Source organism: Streptomyces sp. ADI96-02 (assembly GCF_003846185.1).
Lineage (GTDB): Bacteria > Actinomycetota > Actinomycetes > Streptomycetales > Streptomycetaceae > Streptomyces.
In genome coordinates this window covers 6,497,255-6,512,833 of the sequence record NZ_ML123034.1, presented here as the reverse complement: position 1 = coordinate 6,512,833, position 15,579 = coordinate 6,497,255, and the positions used below count along the sequence as shown (strand labels likewise).

Genomic DNA, 15,579 nt, shown 5'->3' with positions numbered 1-15,579 from the left:
TGATACCCCGAGGGGTATTCTAGGGGGTCAGCCCGACGGGGGAAGGAGGCGACCGAGTCTCCGCCTCCCTCTCCGGCGACCGAAAGGACCTGCTCGTGACCACCCCCGCATCCCTCTCCCCCGCCCAGGCCGCAGCCCGTCTGGAGGAGTTCACCGTCATCGACGTGCGGGCCCCTGGCGAGTACGCGGGCGGCCATGTGCCCGGTGCGCTGAACATCCCGCTCGACAGGCTGCCCGACGCGCTCCCGGCGCTGAAGTCCGCCTCGGCGCGCGGGTCCCTGCTGGTGGTGTGCGCCTCCGGCGTGCGTTCGACGCGCGCCTGCGAGATCCTGGCGGGCGCCGACATCCAGGCCACGACGCTGACCGGCGGCACCTCGGCCTGGGAGGGCGACGGCCGCGGCCTGGACCGCCCCGAGGGCGCTCGCGCCGTCTGGCCGATGGAGCGTCAGGTGCGGCTCGCGGCCGGTTCGCTCGTGGTGGCCGGCCTGGTGGCGGGCATCCGCTTCCCGGCCGCGCGCCGGCTGTCGGCCGGCGTCGGCGCGGGGCTGGTGTTCTCCGCCGTGACGAACACCTGCGGCATGGCGGCCGTCCTCTCCAAGCTGCCGCACAACCGCGCGCCGCGCTCCGGCGCCGGACTCGACGCCACCCTGGAAGCCCTCCAGCGCTGAGCCGCGCCGGCCGGCCGGACACCGCCCGCCCGCCGCCCGGGATCAGATCTCGTCGCGCACCATGGCCAGCAGGCGGTCCAGGACCCGTGGCCCGCCGGCCCGCAGCCCGTCGTGCTCGAACTCGTTCGTCACCCAGGTGCGCAGCCCCCGTACGGCCGCCGCCGTCCGCAGCGAGTGCGCGGTGTCCACGTACATGTCGTCGTGGTAGACGGCGGCGGCGACGGGCACCTCGTTGGCGGCGAGCCGTTCGGGGTCGTAGAGCGCGGGCCAGTCGGTGCGCCGGGCGAGGAGTTCCGCCGTCTCGCGCAGCGGGCGCAGCGCCGGATCGACGTCGAAGTGCCAGGGGTGGACGGTCTCGCCGGTGAACAGCAGCGGCCCGTCGCCCGCCGTCGCCCGCTCCGGGTCGAACTGCGGGAACTCCGCGCGCACGCGCTCGGCCGCCCAGTCCGTCGCGCGCCCGCCCTGTCCGTAGATGGACTCGTGCAGCAGGGCGTAGAGCGGGTGCCCGGCGAAGGAGCAGGCCGCGCGCACGGCCTCCTGGAACGCGTCGGACAGCTCGGCGCCGTGCGGGGTGCGGACGAAGGCGTTCTCCAGCAGGTAGTGGAGCTGGTGGCTGCCGCTGCCGCCGCCGAGCATGATGCCCAGCGACTGGAACCCCTGAGGCGTCAGCCGGTGGCCGGCGCTCTCGGGGCGGTGCTCGGCGAGGTACGCGGCGATGTCCCGGGCGCGTTCGGCGTCCTGCGGGTAGCGCGCGTAGTGGGCGGCGACCTTGCGCTCGATGCGCGGATACGCGGCCCGGTAGACGTCGTCGGCGTGGGCGTCCAGCGAGGGCAGGCCGCCGGTGATCAGGACCGCCTTCAGCCCCTCGGGCGCGGCGGAGAGGTAGCGGACCGCGCAGAACCCGCCGAAGGACTGGCCCAGCACGGTCCAGGGAGCGCCGCCGGTCACCTGCGCCCGGATCAGCTCGCAGTCCCGCACGATGGAGTCGGAGCGGAAGTGGGCGAGGTAGTCGGCCTGTTCGCGCGGGCCGCCGCGCAGCGGGAGCGTCTGCCGGTTGGCCGGTGTGGAGAGTCCGGTTCCGCGCTGGTCGAGCAGGAGCACCCGGTACTCGCGCACCGCGCGGCCGAGCCACGCCTCCGCGCCGACGAACCTGCGGGCGCCGAAGCCGGGTCCGCCCTCCAGGTAGACCAGCCACGGCAGCTCCTGGCCGACGCGTCCGGCGGCCACCGCCTCGCGCCCGAAGACCTCGATCCGCTCACCGCCGGGGTCGGCGTGGTCGAGGGGGACGGTGAACCGCCGGTCGGTGAGGACGACGCCGGGCTGCCGGTAACTGCTCACAAGGTGCTCCTGAATCCGATGCTCCGGGCCAGTTCAGCACATGGCCGCCGCTCTCCCGCACCGGGGCAGTGCCCCGGACGGTCCCGGTGCGTGTGCGCGGCGGCCGGCTCCCTCCTAGCGTGCAGTCATGATCCGGTTCGAGCAGGTCGGCAAGGTCTACCCGGACGGCACGACCGCGGTCGACGGGCTCTCCTTCGAGGTCGCGGAGGGCGAGCTGGTGACGCTGGTCGGCCCGTCGGGGTGCGGCAAGACGACCACGATGATGATGGTGAACCGGCTGATCGAGCCCACGTCGGGCCGGATCCTGGTGGACGGCGAGGACATCGCCGCGGTCGACCCGGTGAAGCTGCGCCGCCGGATGGGCTATGTGATCCAGCAGGTCGGCCTCTTTCCGCACCGCACCGTCCTGGACAACACCGCGACCGTGCCGGCCCTGGTCGGCTGGAAGCGCGCACGGGCGCGGGAGCGGGCCGCCGAGCTGCTGGACCTGGTGGGCCTGGACCCGAAGACGTACGGGCCGCGCTATCCGGCGCAGTTGTCCGGGGGCCAGCGCCAGCGGGTCGGGGTGGCGCGGGCGCTCGCCGCCGATCCGCCGGTCCTGTTGATGGACGAGCCGTTCGGGGCGGTGGACCCGGTGGTGCGCGAACGGCTGCAGAACGAGTTCCTGGGGCTTCAGGAGCGGGTGCGCAAGACCGTGCTCATGGTCACGCACGACATCGAGGAGGCCGTGCGGATGGGCGACCGGATCGCGGTGTACGGCGAGGGGCGCATCGAGCAGTTCGACACGCCGGCCGCCGTGCTCGGCACTCCGGCGACCCCGTACGTGGCCCGGTTCGTCGGCTCCGACCGGGGGCTGAAGCGGCTGTCGGTCACCGCGGTCGAGCCCAAGGACCTGGAGGAGCCGCCGGTGGCCCGGCTGGAGGAGCCCGCCCGGGAGGCGGCGGCCCGGCTGAGGACGTCGGGGGCGCGCTGGGCGGTGGTGCTCAACGCCTCCGGCGAGTTGCACGGCTGGGTGTCGGCGGACGCGCTGCGGCGGGCCCGGGAGCGGGACGCGGTGGGTGCGCTGGCCCGCCGGATGGACGCGTGGGTGCCGGTGGGGGCGCCGCTGAAGCAGGCGTTCAGCGAGATGCTCCAGCACGACGCGGGGTGGGTGGCGGTGCTGGACGGGGCGCGGTTCCTCGGTGTGCTGACCCCGGCCAAACTGCACGAGGCGCTGCGCCGGTCGGTGGACGCCGACGCCCAGGGGGTGGGCCGGGAGGAGGTGGACTTCGACTCCGTCTCGGACGCGTGAGAGGGCCGGTCCCCTCAGGTCCTGGGGATGAGCTTCTTGGACTCCAGGTAGTCGCGGGCGACGTCCTCGGGGAGCCTGCGCCGGCTGTCGACCTGTTCGTTCATGTCGGCCAGGTCGGCCGTGGTCAGGACGGTGTTGAGCCGGTCGAGGGCGCGGCGCACCCCCGGGCCGCCGGCGCGGGAGCGGTTGACCACGGGGACCAGGTGGTCGGCGTTCTGGAGGCGCCGGTCGTCGGCGAGCAGGACGAGGCCGAAGTCGTCGAGGGTGGCGTCGGTCGTGGTGGTCAGGACCATCTGGTCCTGGCCGTTCTGCACGGCCTGCTTGGCCTGCGTGGTGCCGACCCCCTTGGGGTCCACCGCGACGATGTCGATGCCGTAGACCTTCCTCAGCCCGGGGGCGCAGTAGGGCCGCTGTACGCATTCGTCGCCCGCCGCGAGCCGTACGGGCAGCTTGGACGCGCCGAGGTCGCTGAGCGTCCTGAGGTGGTGTTCGCGCGCGTACGCCCGGGTGACGGCGAAGGCGTTCTGGTCGACGGCCCGGCCGGGGGCGAGCACGGTCAGGCCGCGCCGGGCCGCCGACGCGCGCAGCGCCTTCATGGTGGCGGCGAGGTCGGGCGATCCGACGGGGCGCGCGTCGGGGCCGTGGGCCTTGGTGTTCAGCCAGTCGGCGAAGGTCGCCGCGTACTCCGGCACGACGTCGATCTGGCCTTTCTCCAGGGCGGGTTCGTAGATCTCCCGGTTGGTCACGGAGATGATCTCGGTGGAGTATCCGGCGTGCTTCAGCAGCAGCGCGTACATCTGCGCCAGCAGGTCGCTCTCGGTGAACCCGGCCGATCCCACGGTGAGCCGTCTGCTGTCCCCGGGCGGAGCGGTGACCTCGCCCTGGTCCTCCAGCGAGGGCCCGGAGGTGCAGGCGGTGGCGACCAGCAGGATCGCGGCCAGGGCGCGGCGGACGCGGGCGGGGATCACGCGGCCTCCCGTCCCCGGTCGGGCGCGACGCGCCGCCCCGCCTCGAAGACGCACTCGACCAGGAGCGCGAGGACGGCGACCAGGAGCGCGCCGGCCACCACCTGCGGCGTGGAGGCGAGATTGAATCCGGCGGTGATGATCCGGCCGAGTCCGCCGCCGCCGGCCAGCGCGGCGAGGGTCGCGGTGGCCACCAGTTGGACGGCCGCGATGCGGACGCCGGTGAGGATCAGCGGGAGCGCGAGCGGCAGTTCGACGCCCGCCAGCACCTGACGTCCCGTCATGCCCATGCCCCGGGCGGCGCGCACGACGTCGCGGTCGACCTCGCGCATCCCGACGTAGGCGTTGGTGAGCAGCGGCGGCACGGCGAACAGGACCAGCGCGATGACCGTCGACCACTGCCCGTACGTGCCGATCGGGGTGAGCAGCAGCAGGACGAGCACGGCGAAGGTGGGCACGGCCCGGCCGATGTTGGAGACGTTGACGGCGAGCGCGCCTCCCCTGCCGAGGTGGCCCAGGACGAGCGCCACGGGCAGGGCGATCAGGCAGCTGATGAGCAGGCAGACGACGGTGAGGTAGAGGTGCTCGCCGAGCCGGGTCCAGACACCGTCGGGGCCGGACCAGTGGGAGGCCGTGGTGAGCCAGGACCACGTCGCGGAGAGCGTGTTCACGTCCGCCTCCGGGTCCAGGGGGTGAGCAGCCGCTGCGCGCCCAGGAGCAGCAGGTCGGCGACGACGGCGATGACGACGCAGAGCACGGAGGCCGTCAGCACCTGTGCCTTGAAGTAGGTGTTCATGCCGGAGTAGATGAGGTTGCCGAGTCCTCCGAAGCCGACGATCGCGCCGACCGTGACCAGGGAGACCGCGGAGACGGTCGCGATGCGCAGGCCCGCCATGGCCGCGGGCAGGGCGAGCGGCAGCTCCACGGCGAGCAGCAGGCGCACGGGGCCGTACCCCATGCCGCGCGCGGCCTGCCGGGTCTCCTCGGGGACGGCCCGGAGGCCGGCGAGGATGTTGCGCACGAGCAGGGTCAGCGAGTAGAGCACGAGTCCGGCGACGACGAGGGCGGCGGAGAGTCCGTACAGCGGCAGCAGCAGCGAGAACATCGCCAGCGAGGGGATCGTGTAGAGGACGGTCGTCAGTCCGAGCACGGGCCCGGCCGCCCAGCGCCACCTGCGGGCCGCGAGGGCCAGCGGGACGGCGAGTACCAGGGCGATCAGCACGGAGACGGCGGTCAGCTGGAGGTGTTGCAGGGCGGCGTCCCAGAGGATCTCCCGACGGCTCGAGAGGTACGCGCCGCAGATCCACTCGTTGCGCGCGAGGCAGTCGTCCGGAGGAGCCGTCACCCGTCCATTGGAGCCCGGCCGGCGGGCCGCCGCCCGTCGTGATCGCCTGTTCGGGCGCCGGCGGCCGATGAGGGCCGGCCCGGGGGCGGCGGGCGCTCGCCCGACGGTGGATGGCGCTGCCATCCGGTGTGGCGATCGGCGGCACGGAACGGGTCGGAAAAAGTGACGACCGTACCGCGGGGTGGGCGTCGGCGCACCCGCGGCCCCTCCCCGCGCCACCCCTCCACAGCCCTTTTCCCGCTTGGGCGACGGGGGCCGCAGGCACGTCGGCGAGCCCTTCGCGGACCGGCGGGAGGAGCCTGCCGTTCAGGCGGTCCCCAGGTGGTCGTATGAGCGAGTCACGCGCACGATTTCGCCATATATCTGCCAAAGTGCACTTCGGCTTTACTCACCGGATTGAGCGAAGAGAGCCGTACGTGCTGCACATGCGTCCTGCTGAAGAAAGACAATTGACGGTCCTTCATCTGGTTCAGCCCGTGGACGGCGGAGTGGCCCGGGTCGTCACCGATCTCGTCAGGGCCCAGGCCGGGGCGGGTATGCGACCCGTGGTGGCCTGCCCGCCGGGAAGCCCGCTGGCCCGTGAGGCCGCCGCCGCTGGCGCGCAGGTCCGCGGCTGGTCCGCCACCCGCGCCCCCGGCCCCCGGCTGGCGGGCGAGGTGGCCGCCGCGCGCCGGATCGTCCGCTCCTGCCGGCCGCACGTGGTGCACGCGCACAGCGCCAAGGCCGGGCTCGCCGGCCGCATCGCCGTACGGGGCCGGGTGCCGACGGTCTTCCAGCCGCACGCCTGGTCGTTCGAGGCCGTGCAGGGCCGTACCGCCGAACTGGCCCTGGGCTGGGAGAGGTTCGGGGCCCGGTGGGCCGACCACATCCTGTGCGTCAGCGAGTCGGAGCGGCGCACCGGCCAGGAGGCGGGCATCGCCGCCCGCTGGTCGGTGATCCACAACGGCATCGACCTCGCCCGCTTCCGCCCCGGCGGCGACGCCGAGCGCACCGCCGCCCGGGCCGCGCTGCCCCCGCTCGCCCGGACACCCCCCGGATCCCCGCTCGTGGTCTGCGTCGCCCGGCTGACCCGGCAGAAGGGGCAGGACGTCCTGCTGCGGGCCTGGCGGCGGATGCGCGTGCCGGGTGCGCGGCTGGTCCTGGTGGGCGACGGTCCCGAGGAGGCCGCACTGCGCCGGGCGGCCCCGGCCGACGTGGTGTTCACCGGGGCGTGCGAGGACGTGGTGCCCTGGATCCACGCGGCGGACGTCCTCGTTCTGCCCTCCCGCTGGGAGGGGATGGCGCTGGCCCCGCTGGAGGCCATGGCCTGCGGCCGGGCCGTCGTGATGAGCGACGTCGGCGGGGCCCGGGAGAGTCTGCCGCCCGGCCAGGGCCGCTGTCTCGTCCCGCCCGAGGACCCGGCGGCCCTGGCCCGCGCGCTCACCGCCCTGCTCACCGACGCCGGCCTGCGCGACGAGGTGTCCCGCCGGGTCCTGCGCCACACCCGGACGACATTCGACGTACGGCGGACCGCGGGGGCGGTCTCCGGCCTCTATCAGGAACTTGTCGGCATGTCCGGCCCCACGACGAGGAAGCGCACCGAGCGATGACCATGGAGAGTGCACCGGTTCCCGGCGCCGGTCCGGCGACGGCCGTACAGGCCCACACCGTTCATCCGCCGCGGAGCGGCGGCGGAGCCGCGCGCGCCCCGCGCGCCTCGCGCGGACGCGCCCGCTGGGGTCCGGCAGCACAGCTCCTGGCGGCCGACGCGGCGGCGACCGCCCTCGTGTTCGCCCTCCTCGCCCCCGCCTCCCTGCCGTGGACCGTGCTCGCGGCGCAGGCCGCCGTCCTCCTTCCGCTCCACGCCTACCGGGGTCTGTACCGGCTGAGCCTGTCGCCGTCGGCACTGTCCGAACTGCCCGCGCTCCTCGGCCTCTCGCTCCTCCAGTGGTACGCGACGATGCAGGCGCTGGGCGTCCTGGCCCCGCACCACGCCATCGGCTGGACCGTCCTGGCCTACGCGGCGGCGGCGCAGAGCGCGCTCTGCGCGGCGGGGCGCGCGGCGGTGTACCGGTCGCGGCAGCGGGCGGGCGTCCGCCGGCCGGCGTCGACGCTGGTCGTGGGGCAGGGTCCGGTCGCCCGCCAGGTGACGGCCGCGCTGCACGACCATCCGGAGTACGGGCTGCGTCCGGTCGGCCTGGTGGACCCGGCGGGCGACCACAGCGCTCCCGCGCGTTCCGGCGCGGCCCCGCTGCCGGTGCTGGCGGGCCCGCGCGAGGCGAGCCGGGCCGTGGTGCAGAACAGCGTGCGGCACGCGGTGTTCACCGCTCCGGTCGACTCCACGCCCGACGGCGCGGCCCTCTTCGCGCTGCTCGACGGGCATGGCTGCCGGATGTGGCTGGTGACCGGCCCCGGTGCGGGCGCGGTCCCCGCGCGCTCCGCCGGAAGCCGCCCCGACCACCTGTGGGGCTTCACCGCGCACCCGCTGCACGACCGGACGCGCCGGCCGGTGGGCCACGCGGCCAAGCGGGCCATGGACACCCTGCTGGCCGGGCTGGGGCTGGTCGTCGCGGCGCCGGTGATGGGCGCGTGCGCGCTGGCGGTGCGGCTCTCCGACGGGCCGGGCGTGATCTTCCGGCAGGAGCGGGTCGGCCGGTACGGACGCCCCTTCGTCCTGCTCAAGTTCCGTACGCTGCGGCCCGCCGACGCGCAGGAGTCGGCGACCCGGTGGAACGTCGCGTCCGACGGGCGCGTGAGCCGCGTCGGCAGACTGCTGCGCCGCACCTCGCTCGACGAGCTGCCGCAGTTGTGGAACGTGCTGCGCGGCGATATGAGCCTGGTCGGCCCGCGCCCCGAACGACCCTTCTTCGTCGCGCAGTTCAGCCGAGCCCACCCCGGTTACCAGGACCGCCACCGGATGCCCGTGGGCCTGACGGGACTGGCCCAGGTGAACGGGTTGCGCGGCGACACCTCGATCGAGGAGCGGGCCCGGTTCGACAACCGCTACATCGACACCTGGTCGCTGTGGCAGGACGCGTGCGTGCTGGCGCGGACGGCGGGCTCGCTGTTCCGGCTGGGGGGCAGCTGACGATGGCCGCCACCCTGACCGCTCCGGCGCCCGCCGCCCCGGCCGCCGCCTCCCGCGCCCGCCGCGACCGGTGGCGGGGCCGGTGGGCCGAGAGGTGGCCGCTGCTGCCGCTGCTCGCGATCGTGGCGCTGCCCGCCCTGCCGTCTCCGGCGGCGGGAACGGGAGGAGGCCCGGAGATCGGGCCCGCGGACCTGGCCTCGGCGGTGGCGGTGCTGGTGTGCGCGGGACGGCTGCTGTACCTGCGCCGCCGCCCGCTCACCGCGGTCGCCGCCCTGGTGCTGGGCCTGCCGGCCGCGGGCTTCGCCGTCGCCGCCGTCACCGCGGCCGACCCGGTCGCCGCCCTGCCCGGCCTGGTCCGCTACCTCCAGGTCTTCGTCCTGGTCCCGGCGGCCGTCTGCCTGCTGCTCAAGGACGCCCGGGACTTCCGGATCGTCGCCGGAGCCCTGGTGGTGCTGGCCGCCGTCCAGGGCGTCGTCGGCGTCCACCAGTACGCCACCGGGACCGGCGCCTCGTACATGGGCGAGGAGGTCCGGGCTGTCGGCACCTTCGGGCCCAGCGACATCATGGGCATGGCCACGGTGGTCGCCTACGGGCTGCTCGCCGCGGCGGCCTGCGCGCTGCGCGCCCCGCGCGACGCCCCGGTCTGGCTGCGGCCGTGCGCCGCCGCCGTCGCGGCGGCGCTGGCGGTGCCGCTCGCGCTCTCCTTCAGCCGGGGCGTGTGGATCGCCACGGCCGCCGCCCTCCTCGTCGTGCTGGCCCTGACCGGCCGGCGGCAGGCGCTGACGACGCTGGCCGTGCTCGGCGCGACCGGTGTGGTGCTGGTGGGCGGGTTCGGCATCGGCTCCGACATGATCGCGGAGCGGGCCGCCAGCGTGACACAGGTGGCACGGGCCCCGGACCGGTCGGTGAGCGACCGCTACGCGATGTGGAGCGCGGCCGGCGCGATGTGGCGCGAGCGGCCCGCGGCCGGAGTCGGCCTCAAGGGCTTTTCCGCGCACCGCGACTCCCACGCCTCGATCGGTCTCTCCTCGGGCAGCGACACCGCGGGGGCGGGCCAGGCGTTCCGCCGGCAGCCGCTCCTGTCCCCGCACAACATGTACCTGCTGGTCCTCAGCGAGCAGGGCCTCATCGGTCTCACCGCGGTCGTCGGGAGCTGGGCGGCGATCCTCACCGGGGCCGTGCGCCGCCTGGTGCTGGCCCGCGCGCGCGATCATGCCGCCGTCGACTGCGGCCTGGCGGCGGTCGCCCTGATGGCCTGGCAGACGGTCGACTTCCTGTACGCGGACATCGGCGGGCCGACGTCCGTCCTCACCGGCGTCGTGCTGGGGCTCGCCGCCTGGTGGGCGCTGGCCGAGCCGGAGAAGGCCGCGGTCGCGGCATGAGCGACACCGGTACGGGGACGCGGGCGGAGCGCCGTACGGCGGACGGGTCCGCGCCGCCCCGTCGCCCGGCCCCCGGACCGCCGCCGCTCCCGGTGCGGCCCCCCGCTGCCGCTCCCGTGCCCAAGGCGGCCCGGGGCACGGCTGCCGAGACGCCCCGGCTCGGTGCGTTCCTGGCCCGGGCGGCGGCGGCCACGGCGGCGCTGACCGTGGTGGGCGCGGTCCTCGGTCTCGTACGGGACCAGGCCATCGCGCGGTTCTTCGGGGCGAGCGGAGCGAGCGACGCGTTCCTGATCGCCTGGACCGTGCCGGAGATGGCGGCCACGCTGCTCATCGAGGACGGGATGGCCCTGCTCCTCGTCCCCGCGTTCAGCCTCGCCCTGTCCCGGCGGACGGCGGACGCCGGCGGTGCGGCGGCGGGAGCCGACCCCGTACGTGACCTGGTGGCGGCCACCCTTCCCCGGCTGTTCCTCGCTCTGGCGGCGGGCTCGGCGCTGCTGATCGCGGGCGCCGGGTGGGTCGTCGGCGTGCTGGCCCCCGGACTGGCGGATCCCCGCCTCGCCGTCGACTGCACCCGGCTCACCGCCGTCACGGTGCTGACGTTCGGCGTCACCGGCTACTTCAGCGCCGCGCTGCGGGCGCACGGACGCTTCCTGCCGCCCGCCGGCGTCTACGCCGCGTACAACCTCGGCATCATCGGCATGACGCTGGCGCTGCACGCGGTGTGGGGCGTGCGGGCGGCGGCGGCGGGCGTCGCCGCCGGCAGCGCCCTGATGATCCTGATCCAGCTCCCGGCCTTCCTGCGGCTGGCGCCGCCCGGCCGCCCCCGCCTGCCGCGGCGGAGGCGCGGAGCGGCGCGTTCGGCTCCGCTGCTCGGGTTCGCGGTGCTCGCACCGGTCGTGCTGTTCGTGCTGAGCCGTCAGTCGCAGGTGCTGGTCGAGCGGTTCCTGGCGTCCACGCTGCCCGCCGGCGCGATCTCGCATCTGAACTACGCGCAGAAGGTCGCGCAGATGCCGATGGTGCTGTCCCTGATGATCTGCACGGTGACCTTCCCGGTCGTGGCGCAGGCCGTGGCCGACGGGAACCGGCAGAAGGCGCGGCTGCGGGTCGAGCGGGATCTCGCGCTGGCGGGGCTGGTGGTGCTGCTGGGCACGGCGGTGGTCCTCGGCTACGCGCCGCAGATCATCGAGGTGCTCTTCCAGCGCGGCGCGTTCGACGCGTCGGACACCGGGGCGACGGCCCAGGTGATGCGGGTCTACGCGCTGGGGCTGCTCGGCCACTGCCTCGTCGGCGCCCTGAGCCGGCCGTTCTTCGCCTCGGGCCGGCCCACCTGGTTCCCGGCGTTCGCGATGGGCACCGGCCTGCTGGTGACCATCGGGGCCGGGTACGCGCTGACCTACCGGTTCGGGGTCGACGGCATCGCCGCGGCCAACGCGCTCGGGATCAGCTCGGCGGCGCTCCTGCTGCTGATGGGGCTCGGCACCCGGGTGGTCCCCATCCGCGCCCGGGACGTCGTGCTCGGCCTGGGGCGGCTGTCGGGCGCGGCGCTGGCGGCCGGTGCGGCGGGCTGGGCCGCGGCTCCGCTGGTGTCCGATCCGGTGCTGAGCCTGGCCGCCGGGTGCGCCCTCGTCCCCGCGGTGTTCTTCCTGACCGGGCTCGCGCTGCGCTCGCCCGACCTCGCATCCCTGCTGGCACTCATCCGACGGAGGTTCCTCGATGGCCGCTGATCCCTCGGCACCCGGCTCCGGCACTGCCCCGCCCCGGCCGCGCCCGCACACCCGCAGACGCCCGTGGATCCTCACCTACCACTCGGTCGCCGATCCCCGGGACGACCCGTACGGGATCACCGTCTCCGCCGAACGGCTCGGTCAGCAGTTGTCGTGGCTGCGCAGCCGGAAGCTCACCGGTGTCGGCGTGGCGGAGCTGCTGCGGGCGGAGGCGGCGGGGCGGCGCGGTCTGGTCGGGCTGACGTTCGACGACGGGTACGCGGACTTCCTCGGGGAGGCCCTGCCGGTCCTGCGCGAGCACGGCTGCACGGCGACGGTCTTCGTCCTGCCGGGCCGCCCGGGAGGCGTGAACGACTGGGACCCGCTCGGCCCGCGCAAGCCGCTGCTCACCGAGGAGGAGATCCGGCGGGTCGCCGGGGCGGGCATGGAGGTCGGTTCGCACGGGCTGCTGCACCGCCGCCTGACGGCTCTGTCGGACGAGGAGCTGCGGCACGAGGTGCGGTACAGCCGGGAGTTGATCGGGGAGCTCACCGGCACACCGCCGGAGGGCTTCTGCTACCCGTACGGCACGCTGGACCGGCGGGTCCTCGCGGCCGTCCGCGCGGCCGGGTACGGCTACGGCTGCGCGCTGGAGCCCGGCCCGCCGGCCGGCCGGTACGCGCTGCCGCGTACGCACGTCAGCCAGGCGGACCGCGGGGTGCGGCTGTGGGCGAAGGACCTGCGGCACGGGCTGCGGTACGGACGGGTCGTAGGCGCGGGATCGCGGGCCGTCTCCCCATCGGGTGCGGGCGGTGCGCGGTGAGGGCGCTCCACGTCATCACCGGGCTCGGGGTCGGCGGCGCGGAGCAGCAGTTGCGGCTGCTGCTGCGTCATATGCCGGTGCCGTGCGACGTCGTCACGCTGACCAATCCGGGGGCGGTGGCGGCGGGGCTGCGGGCGGACGGAGTCCGCGTCGTCCACCTGGGCATGGGCGGCAACCGCGACCTCTCGGCCGTGGGGAGGCTGGTCCGGCTGATCCGCGACGGCCGCTACGACCTGGTGCACACGCACCTCTACCGGGCCTGCGTGTACGGCAGGATCGCGGCCCGGCTCGCCGGGGTCCGCGCGACGGTGGCGACCGAGCACTCCCTGGGCCGCGACGAGATCGAGGGCCGTCCGCTCACCCGGGGCGTCCGGGCCCTCTACCTCGGCACCGAACGGCTCGGCTCGGCCACCGTGGCCGTCTCCCCCACCGTCGCGGGCCGGCTGCGGGACTGGGGGGTGCCGGCCGACCGGATCCGGCTGGTGCCGAACGGCATCGACGCGGACCGGTTCCGGTTCGAGCCGGAGCGGCGCGCGGCCGTCCGTGCGGCCCTGGGGCTTCCCGACGGCGTCTTCGTGGTCGGCGGAGTGGGCCGGCTGGTGCCCGGCAAACGGTTCGACGTCCTCGTCCGCGCGGTCGCCGCGCTGCCCGGCGCACGGTTGCTGCTGGCGGGCGACGGGCCGGAGGCCGGGCGGCTGCGGGCGCTGGCCGGGCGGCTGGGCGCGGCGAACCGGATCCGCTTCCTCGGCGAGTGCGGCGACGGGCGCGGCCCGGTGCCCGGGGTGCCGGAACTCCTCAGCGCCGTGGACGCGTTCGTCTCGGTGTCGCGCGAGGAGTCCTTCGGACTGGCCGCCGTCGAGGCGCTCGCCGCGGGGCTGCCCGTCCTGCACGGCGCCTGCCCGGCGATCGACGACCTGCCGACCGCCCACGCCCCGGGCGCGACCCGGATCACCGGGTGTCCGGACGAGCTGACGGCGCTGCTGCGCCGGCGGATACACGCCCCCTCCTGCGACCGGCTGCCGCCGCCCCGCGCCGTCGGCCACTACGACATCCGGCGCAGCAGCACGCGCCTGATGGACGTGTACGCGTACGCCCTCGACACCGTCCCACCGAACCGGAGAGCCCTGCCATGACCGATTCTCCCGAGCAACGGCGACACGTCCTTCGACGCCGTCCGCGCACCGCTGTCCCCCGGCCGCCCCGGTGGTGGCCCCTGCCCGCCCTGGTGCTGCTCGGCGCCGCGTCCGGACTGTCGTACGGCCTGCTGACGGCGCCGCGGTACGAGGCCACCAGCTACGCGATGGCGGTCGCCCAGGAGGAGACGGACCCGTCGGCGGCCCTGGGCTACGCGCAGTCCTTCGGGCGTCTGGTGACCAGCGACGCGACCCTCTCCTACGCCCAGGGCGCGGCGGGTGAGCCGGTGCGCGAACTGCGCTCCCGGGTGCGGTCGGAGACGTCTCCCGACTCGCCCATGATCGCGGTCACCGGCACGTCGACCCAGCCGCGCCGGGCGGCCGACATCGCCAACGCGGTCATCGAGGCCGTCGTCGTCAGCAGCGAACACGTCTCCGAGGACACCGGCGTGAAGCTGATCGAGTTCACCCACGCGATGACACCGGATCAGCCGGTCTCGCCGTCGGCGCCGCTCGGCACCGCCGTGGGCGCGGCGGCGGGCGGTCTGCTGGGCGGACTCGTCCTGCTCGTACGGCCCCGGCGCGCGGGCTGGAGCGTCTCGGCCCAGGTCCCCGGGCCGACGGCCTCCGGCGGCCAGGGCGTCCCCGCGGGCGACCGGGAACTCGCTCGATGAGGGCGCGCCGGGCGGGACGCCTGTCCGTGACGCTGTGCCGGGACTTCCGGGAGTTCGGCGCGCTGGCCGGGGAGTGGGACGCGCTGCACCGCCGGTGCGCGACCGCCACGCCGTTCCAGAGCCATGCCTGGCTCCACTCGTGGTGGATCTCCTACGGCCAGGAGGGCCGCCTGCGGGTGCTGCTGGTACGGCGGTCGGGACGGCTGATCGGCGCGGCGCCGCTGATGCTGGCGCACCGGCCGATGCCGCTGCTCGTTCCGATGGGCGGGGCGATCAGCGACTTCTTCGACATCCTGTTGGACGAGGAGGAGGCCGGGTACGCCGTCGGGGCCCTGGGTCGCGGACTGGAGCGGGCGGCCCGGCACGCGGTCGTCGACCTGCGCGAGGTCCGGCCCGACGCGTCGGCCCAGTTGCTGTTCGGCCGGTGGGCGGGCGGCCGGAGCAGGCTCACGGACTCGACGTGCATGGAGCTGCCAGCACGGCCCCTGGGGGATCTGGCGAGCCCGCTGACGGGTGCGCGGGGCCAGCGGCTGCGGGCGAAACTGCGCAGGGTCGACGCGCTGGGCGTCGAGACGCGCCGGATCCCGCCGAGCGAGGTTCCGGCGGCGATCGGAACGCTGCTGCGCCTGCACGAACTTCAGTGGCGCGACCGGGGGGTGAACCCCGAGCACCTCAGGACGCGGTTCTCGGACCACCTGATCCGGTCCGTCGGGAGGATGGCGGGGGACGGCACGGCGGCCATGACCGAGTTCCGGCTGGACGGCACGGTGGTGGTGGCCAACCTCACGCTCCAGTCGGGGCGTCTGGCGGGCGGCTATCTGTACGGCGCGGACCCGGGGCTGCGGGAGCGGAAGGTCGATGTGTCGACCCTGCTGCTGCGGGAGGTGGCCCAGCAGGCGTCGGACGCCGGCCATGAGGTGCTGAGCCTGCTGCGCGGCGCGGAGCAGTACAAGGACCACTGGCGGCCGGTGCGGGTGGTCAATCAGCGGCTGCTGCTGGCCCGGCCGGGGCTGGAGCCGCTGCTGCGGCTGCGCGAGTCGCAGGTGGCGGTCCGCGAGCGGGCGGCCGGGACGGTGAAGTCACGGTTCCCCGCCGCCCGGGACTGGCGCGACCGGCTCGCCGGGCTTCCGGTCCTCGGCCGCTGAGGAAGGCGGCGTACGGCGGCGACGAGAACGGCCGGTCTCCTCCCG

14 protein-coding genes are annotated in these 15,579 nt (G+C 75.3%); 10 read left to right on the top strand and 4 right to left on the bottom strand.

Annotated features, from left to right (window positions below; translation table 11 throughout):
* Positions 1–95 precede the first annotated feature (95 nt).
* On the top strand, positions 96–668 hold the full coding sequence (locus EES43_RS28450) for a rhodanese-like domain-containing protein (RefSeq protein ID WP_124271426.1): 573 nt from the start codon (positions 96–98) through the stop codon (positions 666–668).
* A 42-nt stretch (positions 669–710) separates the two neighbouring features.
* Here EES43_RS28450 and EES43_RS28445 read toward each other — a convergent pair whose 3' ends face one another.
* Positions 711–2,006 (bottom strand): alpha/beta fold hydrolase, encoded by a 1,296-nt coding sequence (locus EES43_RS28445; RefSeq protein ID WP_124271425.1) that lies wholly within the window; start codon positions 2,004–2,006, stop codon positions 711–713.
* Positions 2,007–2,133: 127 nt separating this feature from the next.
* Between EES43_RS28445 and EES43_RS28440 the strand changes: the two genes are divergently transcribed.
* Positions 2,134–3,297 (top strand): betaine/proline/choline family ABC transporter ATP-binding protein, encoded by a 1,164-nt coding sequence (locus tag EES43_RS28440; RefSeq protein WP_124271424.1) that lies wholly within the window; start codon positions 2,134–2,136, stop codon positions 3,295–3,297.
* 14 nt (positions 3,298–3,311) lie between these two features.
* Here EES43_RS28440 and EES43_RS28435 read toward each other — a convergent pair whose 3' ends face one another.
* Genes EES43_RS28435 through EES43_RS28425 form a run of 3 tightly spaced genes read right to left on the bottom strand, consistent with a single transcriptional unit; the run spans position 3,312 to position 5,607 of the window.
* Positions 3,312–4,265, bottom strand: a complete 954-nt coding sequence (locus EES43_RS28435) for an ABC transporter substrate-binding protein (protein WP_241192559.1) — start codon at positions 4,263–4,265, stop codon at positions 3,312–3,314.
* The gene (locus EES43_RS28430; RefSeq protein WP_124271423.1) at positions 4,262–4,933 is read right to left on the bottom strand and encodes an ABC transporter permease; all 672 of its coding nucleotides are present in this window, start codon (positions 4,931–4,933) and stop codon (positions 4,262–4,264) included. Before EES43_RS28430 ends, EES43_RS28435 begins: the two co-directional genes overlap by 4 nt.
* Positions 4,930–5,607: an ABC transporter permease gene (locus EES43_RS28425; RefSeq protein WP_124271422.1), complete on the bottom strand. Its 678-nt coding sequence runs from the start codon at positions 5,605–5,607 to the stop codon at positions 4,930–4,932. The genes EES43_RS28430 and EES43_RS28425 overlap by 4 nt, the downstream gene beginning before the upstream one ends.
* Before the next feature lie 425 nt (positions 5,608–6,032).
* Between EES43_RS28425 and EES43_RS28420 the strand changes: the two genes are divergently transcribed.
* The 8 genes from EES43_RS28420 to EES43_RS28385 are packed head-to-tail and all read left to right on the top strand — an operon-like array spanning position 6,033 to position 15,534.
* Positions 6,033–7,196, top strand: a complete 1,164-nt coding sequence (locus tag EES43_RS28420; protein ID WP_124271421.1) for a glycosyltransferase — start codon at positions 6,033–6,035, stop codon at positions 7,194–7,196.
* The gene (locus tag EES43_RS28415; RefSeq protein ID WP_124271420.1) at positions 7,193–8,674 is read left to right on the top strand and encodes a sugar transferase; all 1,482 of its coding nucleotides are present in this window, start codon (positions 7,193–7,195) and stop codon (positions 8,672–8,674) included. The genes EES43_RS28420 and EES43_RS28415 overlap by 4 nt, the downstream gene beginning before the upstream one ends.
* 2 nt (positions 8,675–8,676) lie before the next feature.
* Entirely contained in the window at positions 8,677–10,056 is a 1,380-nt protein-coding gene (locus EES43_RS28410; protein WP_124271419.1) for an O-antigen ligase family protein, read from the top strand.
* Entirely contained in the window at positions 10,053–11,780 is a 1,728-nt protein-coding gene (locus EES43_RS28405) for a lipid II flippase MurJ (protein WP_124271418.1), read from the top strand. Before EES43_RS28410 ends, EES43_RS28405 begins: the two co-directional genes overlap by 4 nt.
* Positions 11,770–12,582 (top strand): polysaccharide deacetylase family protein, encoded by an 813-nt coding sequence (locus tag EES43_RS28400; protein WP_124271417.1) that lies wholly within the window; start codon positions 11,770–11,772, stop codon positions 12,580–12,582. The genes EES43_RS28405 and EES43_RS28400 overlap by 11 nt, the downstream gene beginning before the upstream one ends.
* Entirely contained in the window at positions 12,579–13,715 is a 1,137-nt protein-coding gene (locus EES43_RS28395) for a glycosyltransferase (RefSeq protein ID WP_124271416.1), read from the top strand. The genes EES43_RS28400 and EES43_RS28395 overlap by 4 nt, the downstream gene beginning before the upstream one ends.
* Positions 13,712–14,389 carry a YveK family protein gene (locus EES43_RS28390; RefSeq protein ID WP_124271415.1) on the top strand — a complete coding sequence of 226 codons (678 nt, stop codon included), beginning with the start codon at positions 13,712–13,714 and terminating at the stop codon, positions 14,387–14,389. Before EES43_RS28395 ends, EES43_RS28390 begins: the two co-directional genes overlap by 4 nt.
* Positions 14,386–15,534: a GNAT family N-acetyltransferase gene (locus tag EES43_RS28385; RefSeq protein ID WP_124271414.1), complete on the top strand. Its 1,149-nt coding sequence runs from the start codon at positions 14,386–14,388 to the stop codon at positions 15,532–15,534. The genes EES43_RS28390 and EES43_RS28385 overlap by 4 nt, the downstream gene beginning before the upstream one ends.
* Positions 15,535–15,579: the final 45 nt, after the last annotated feature.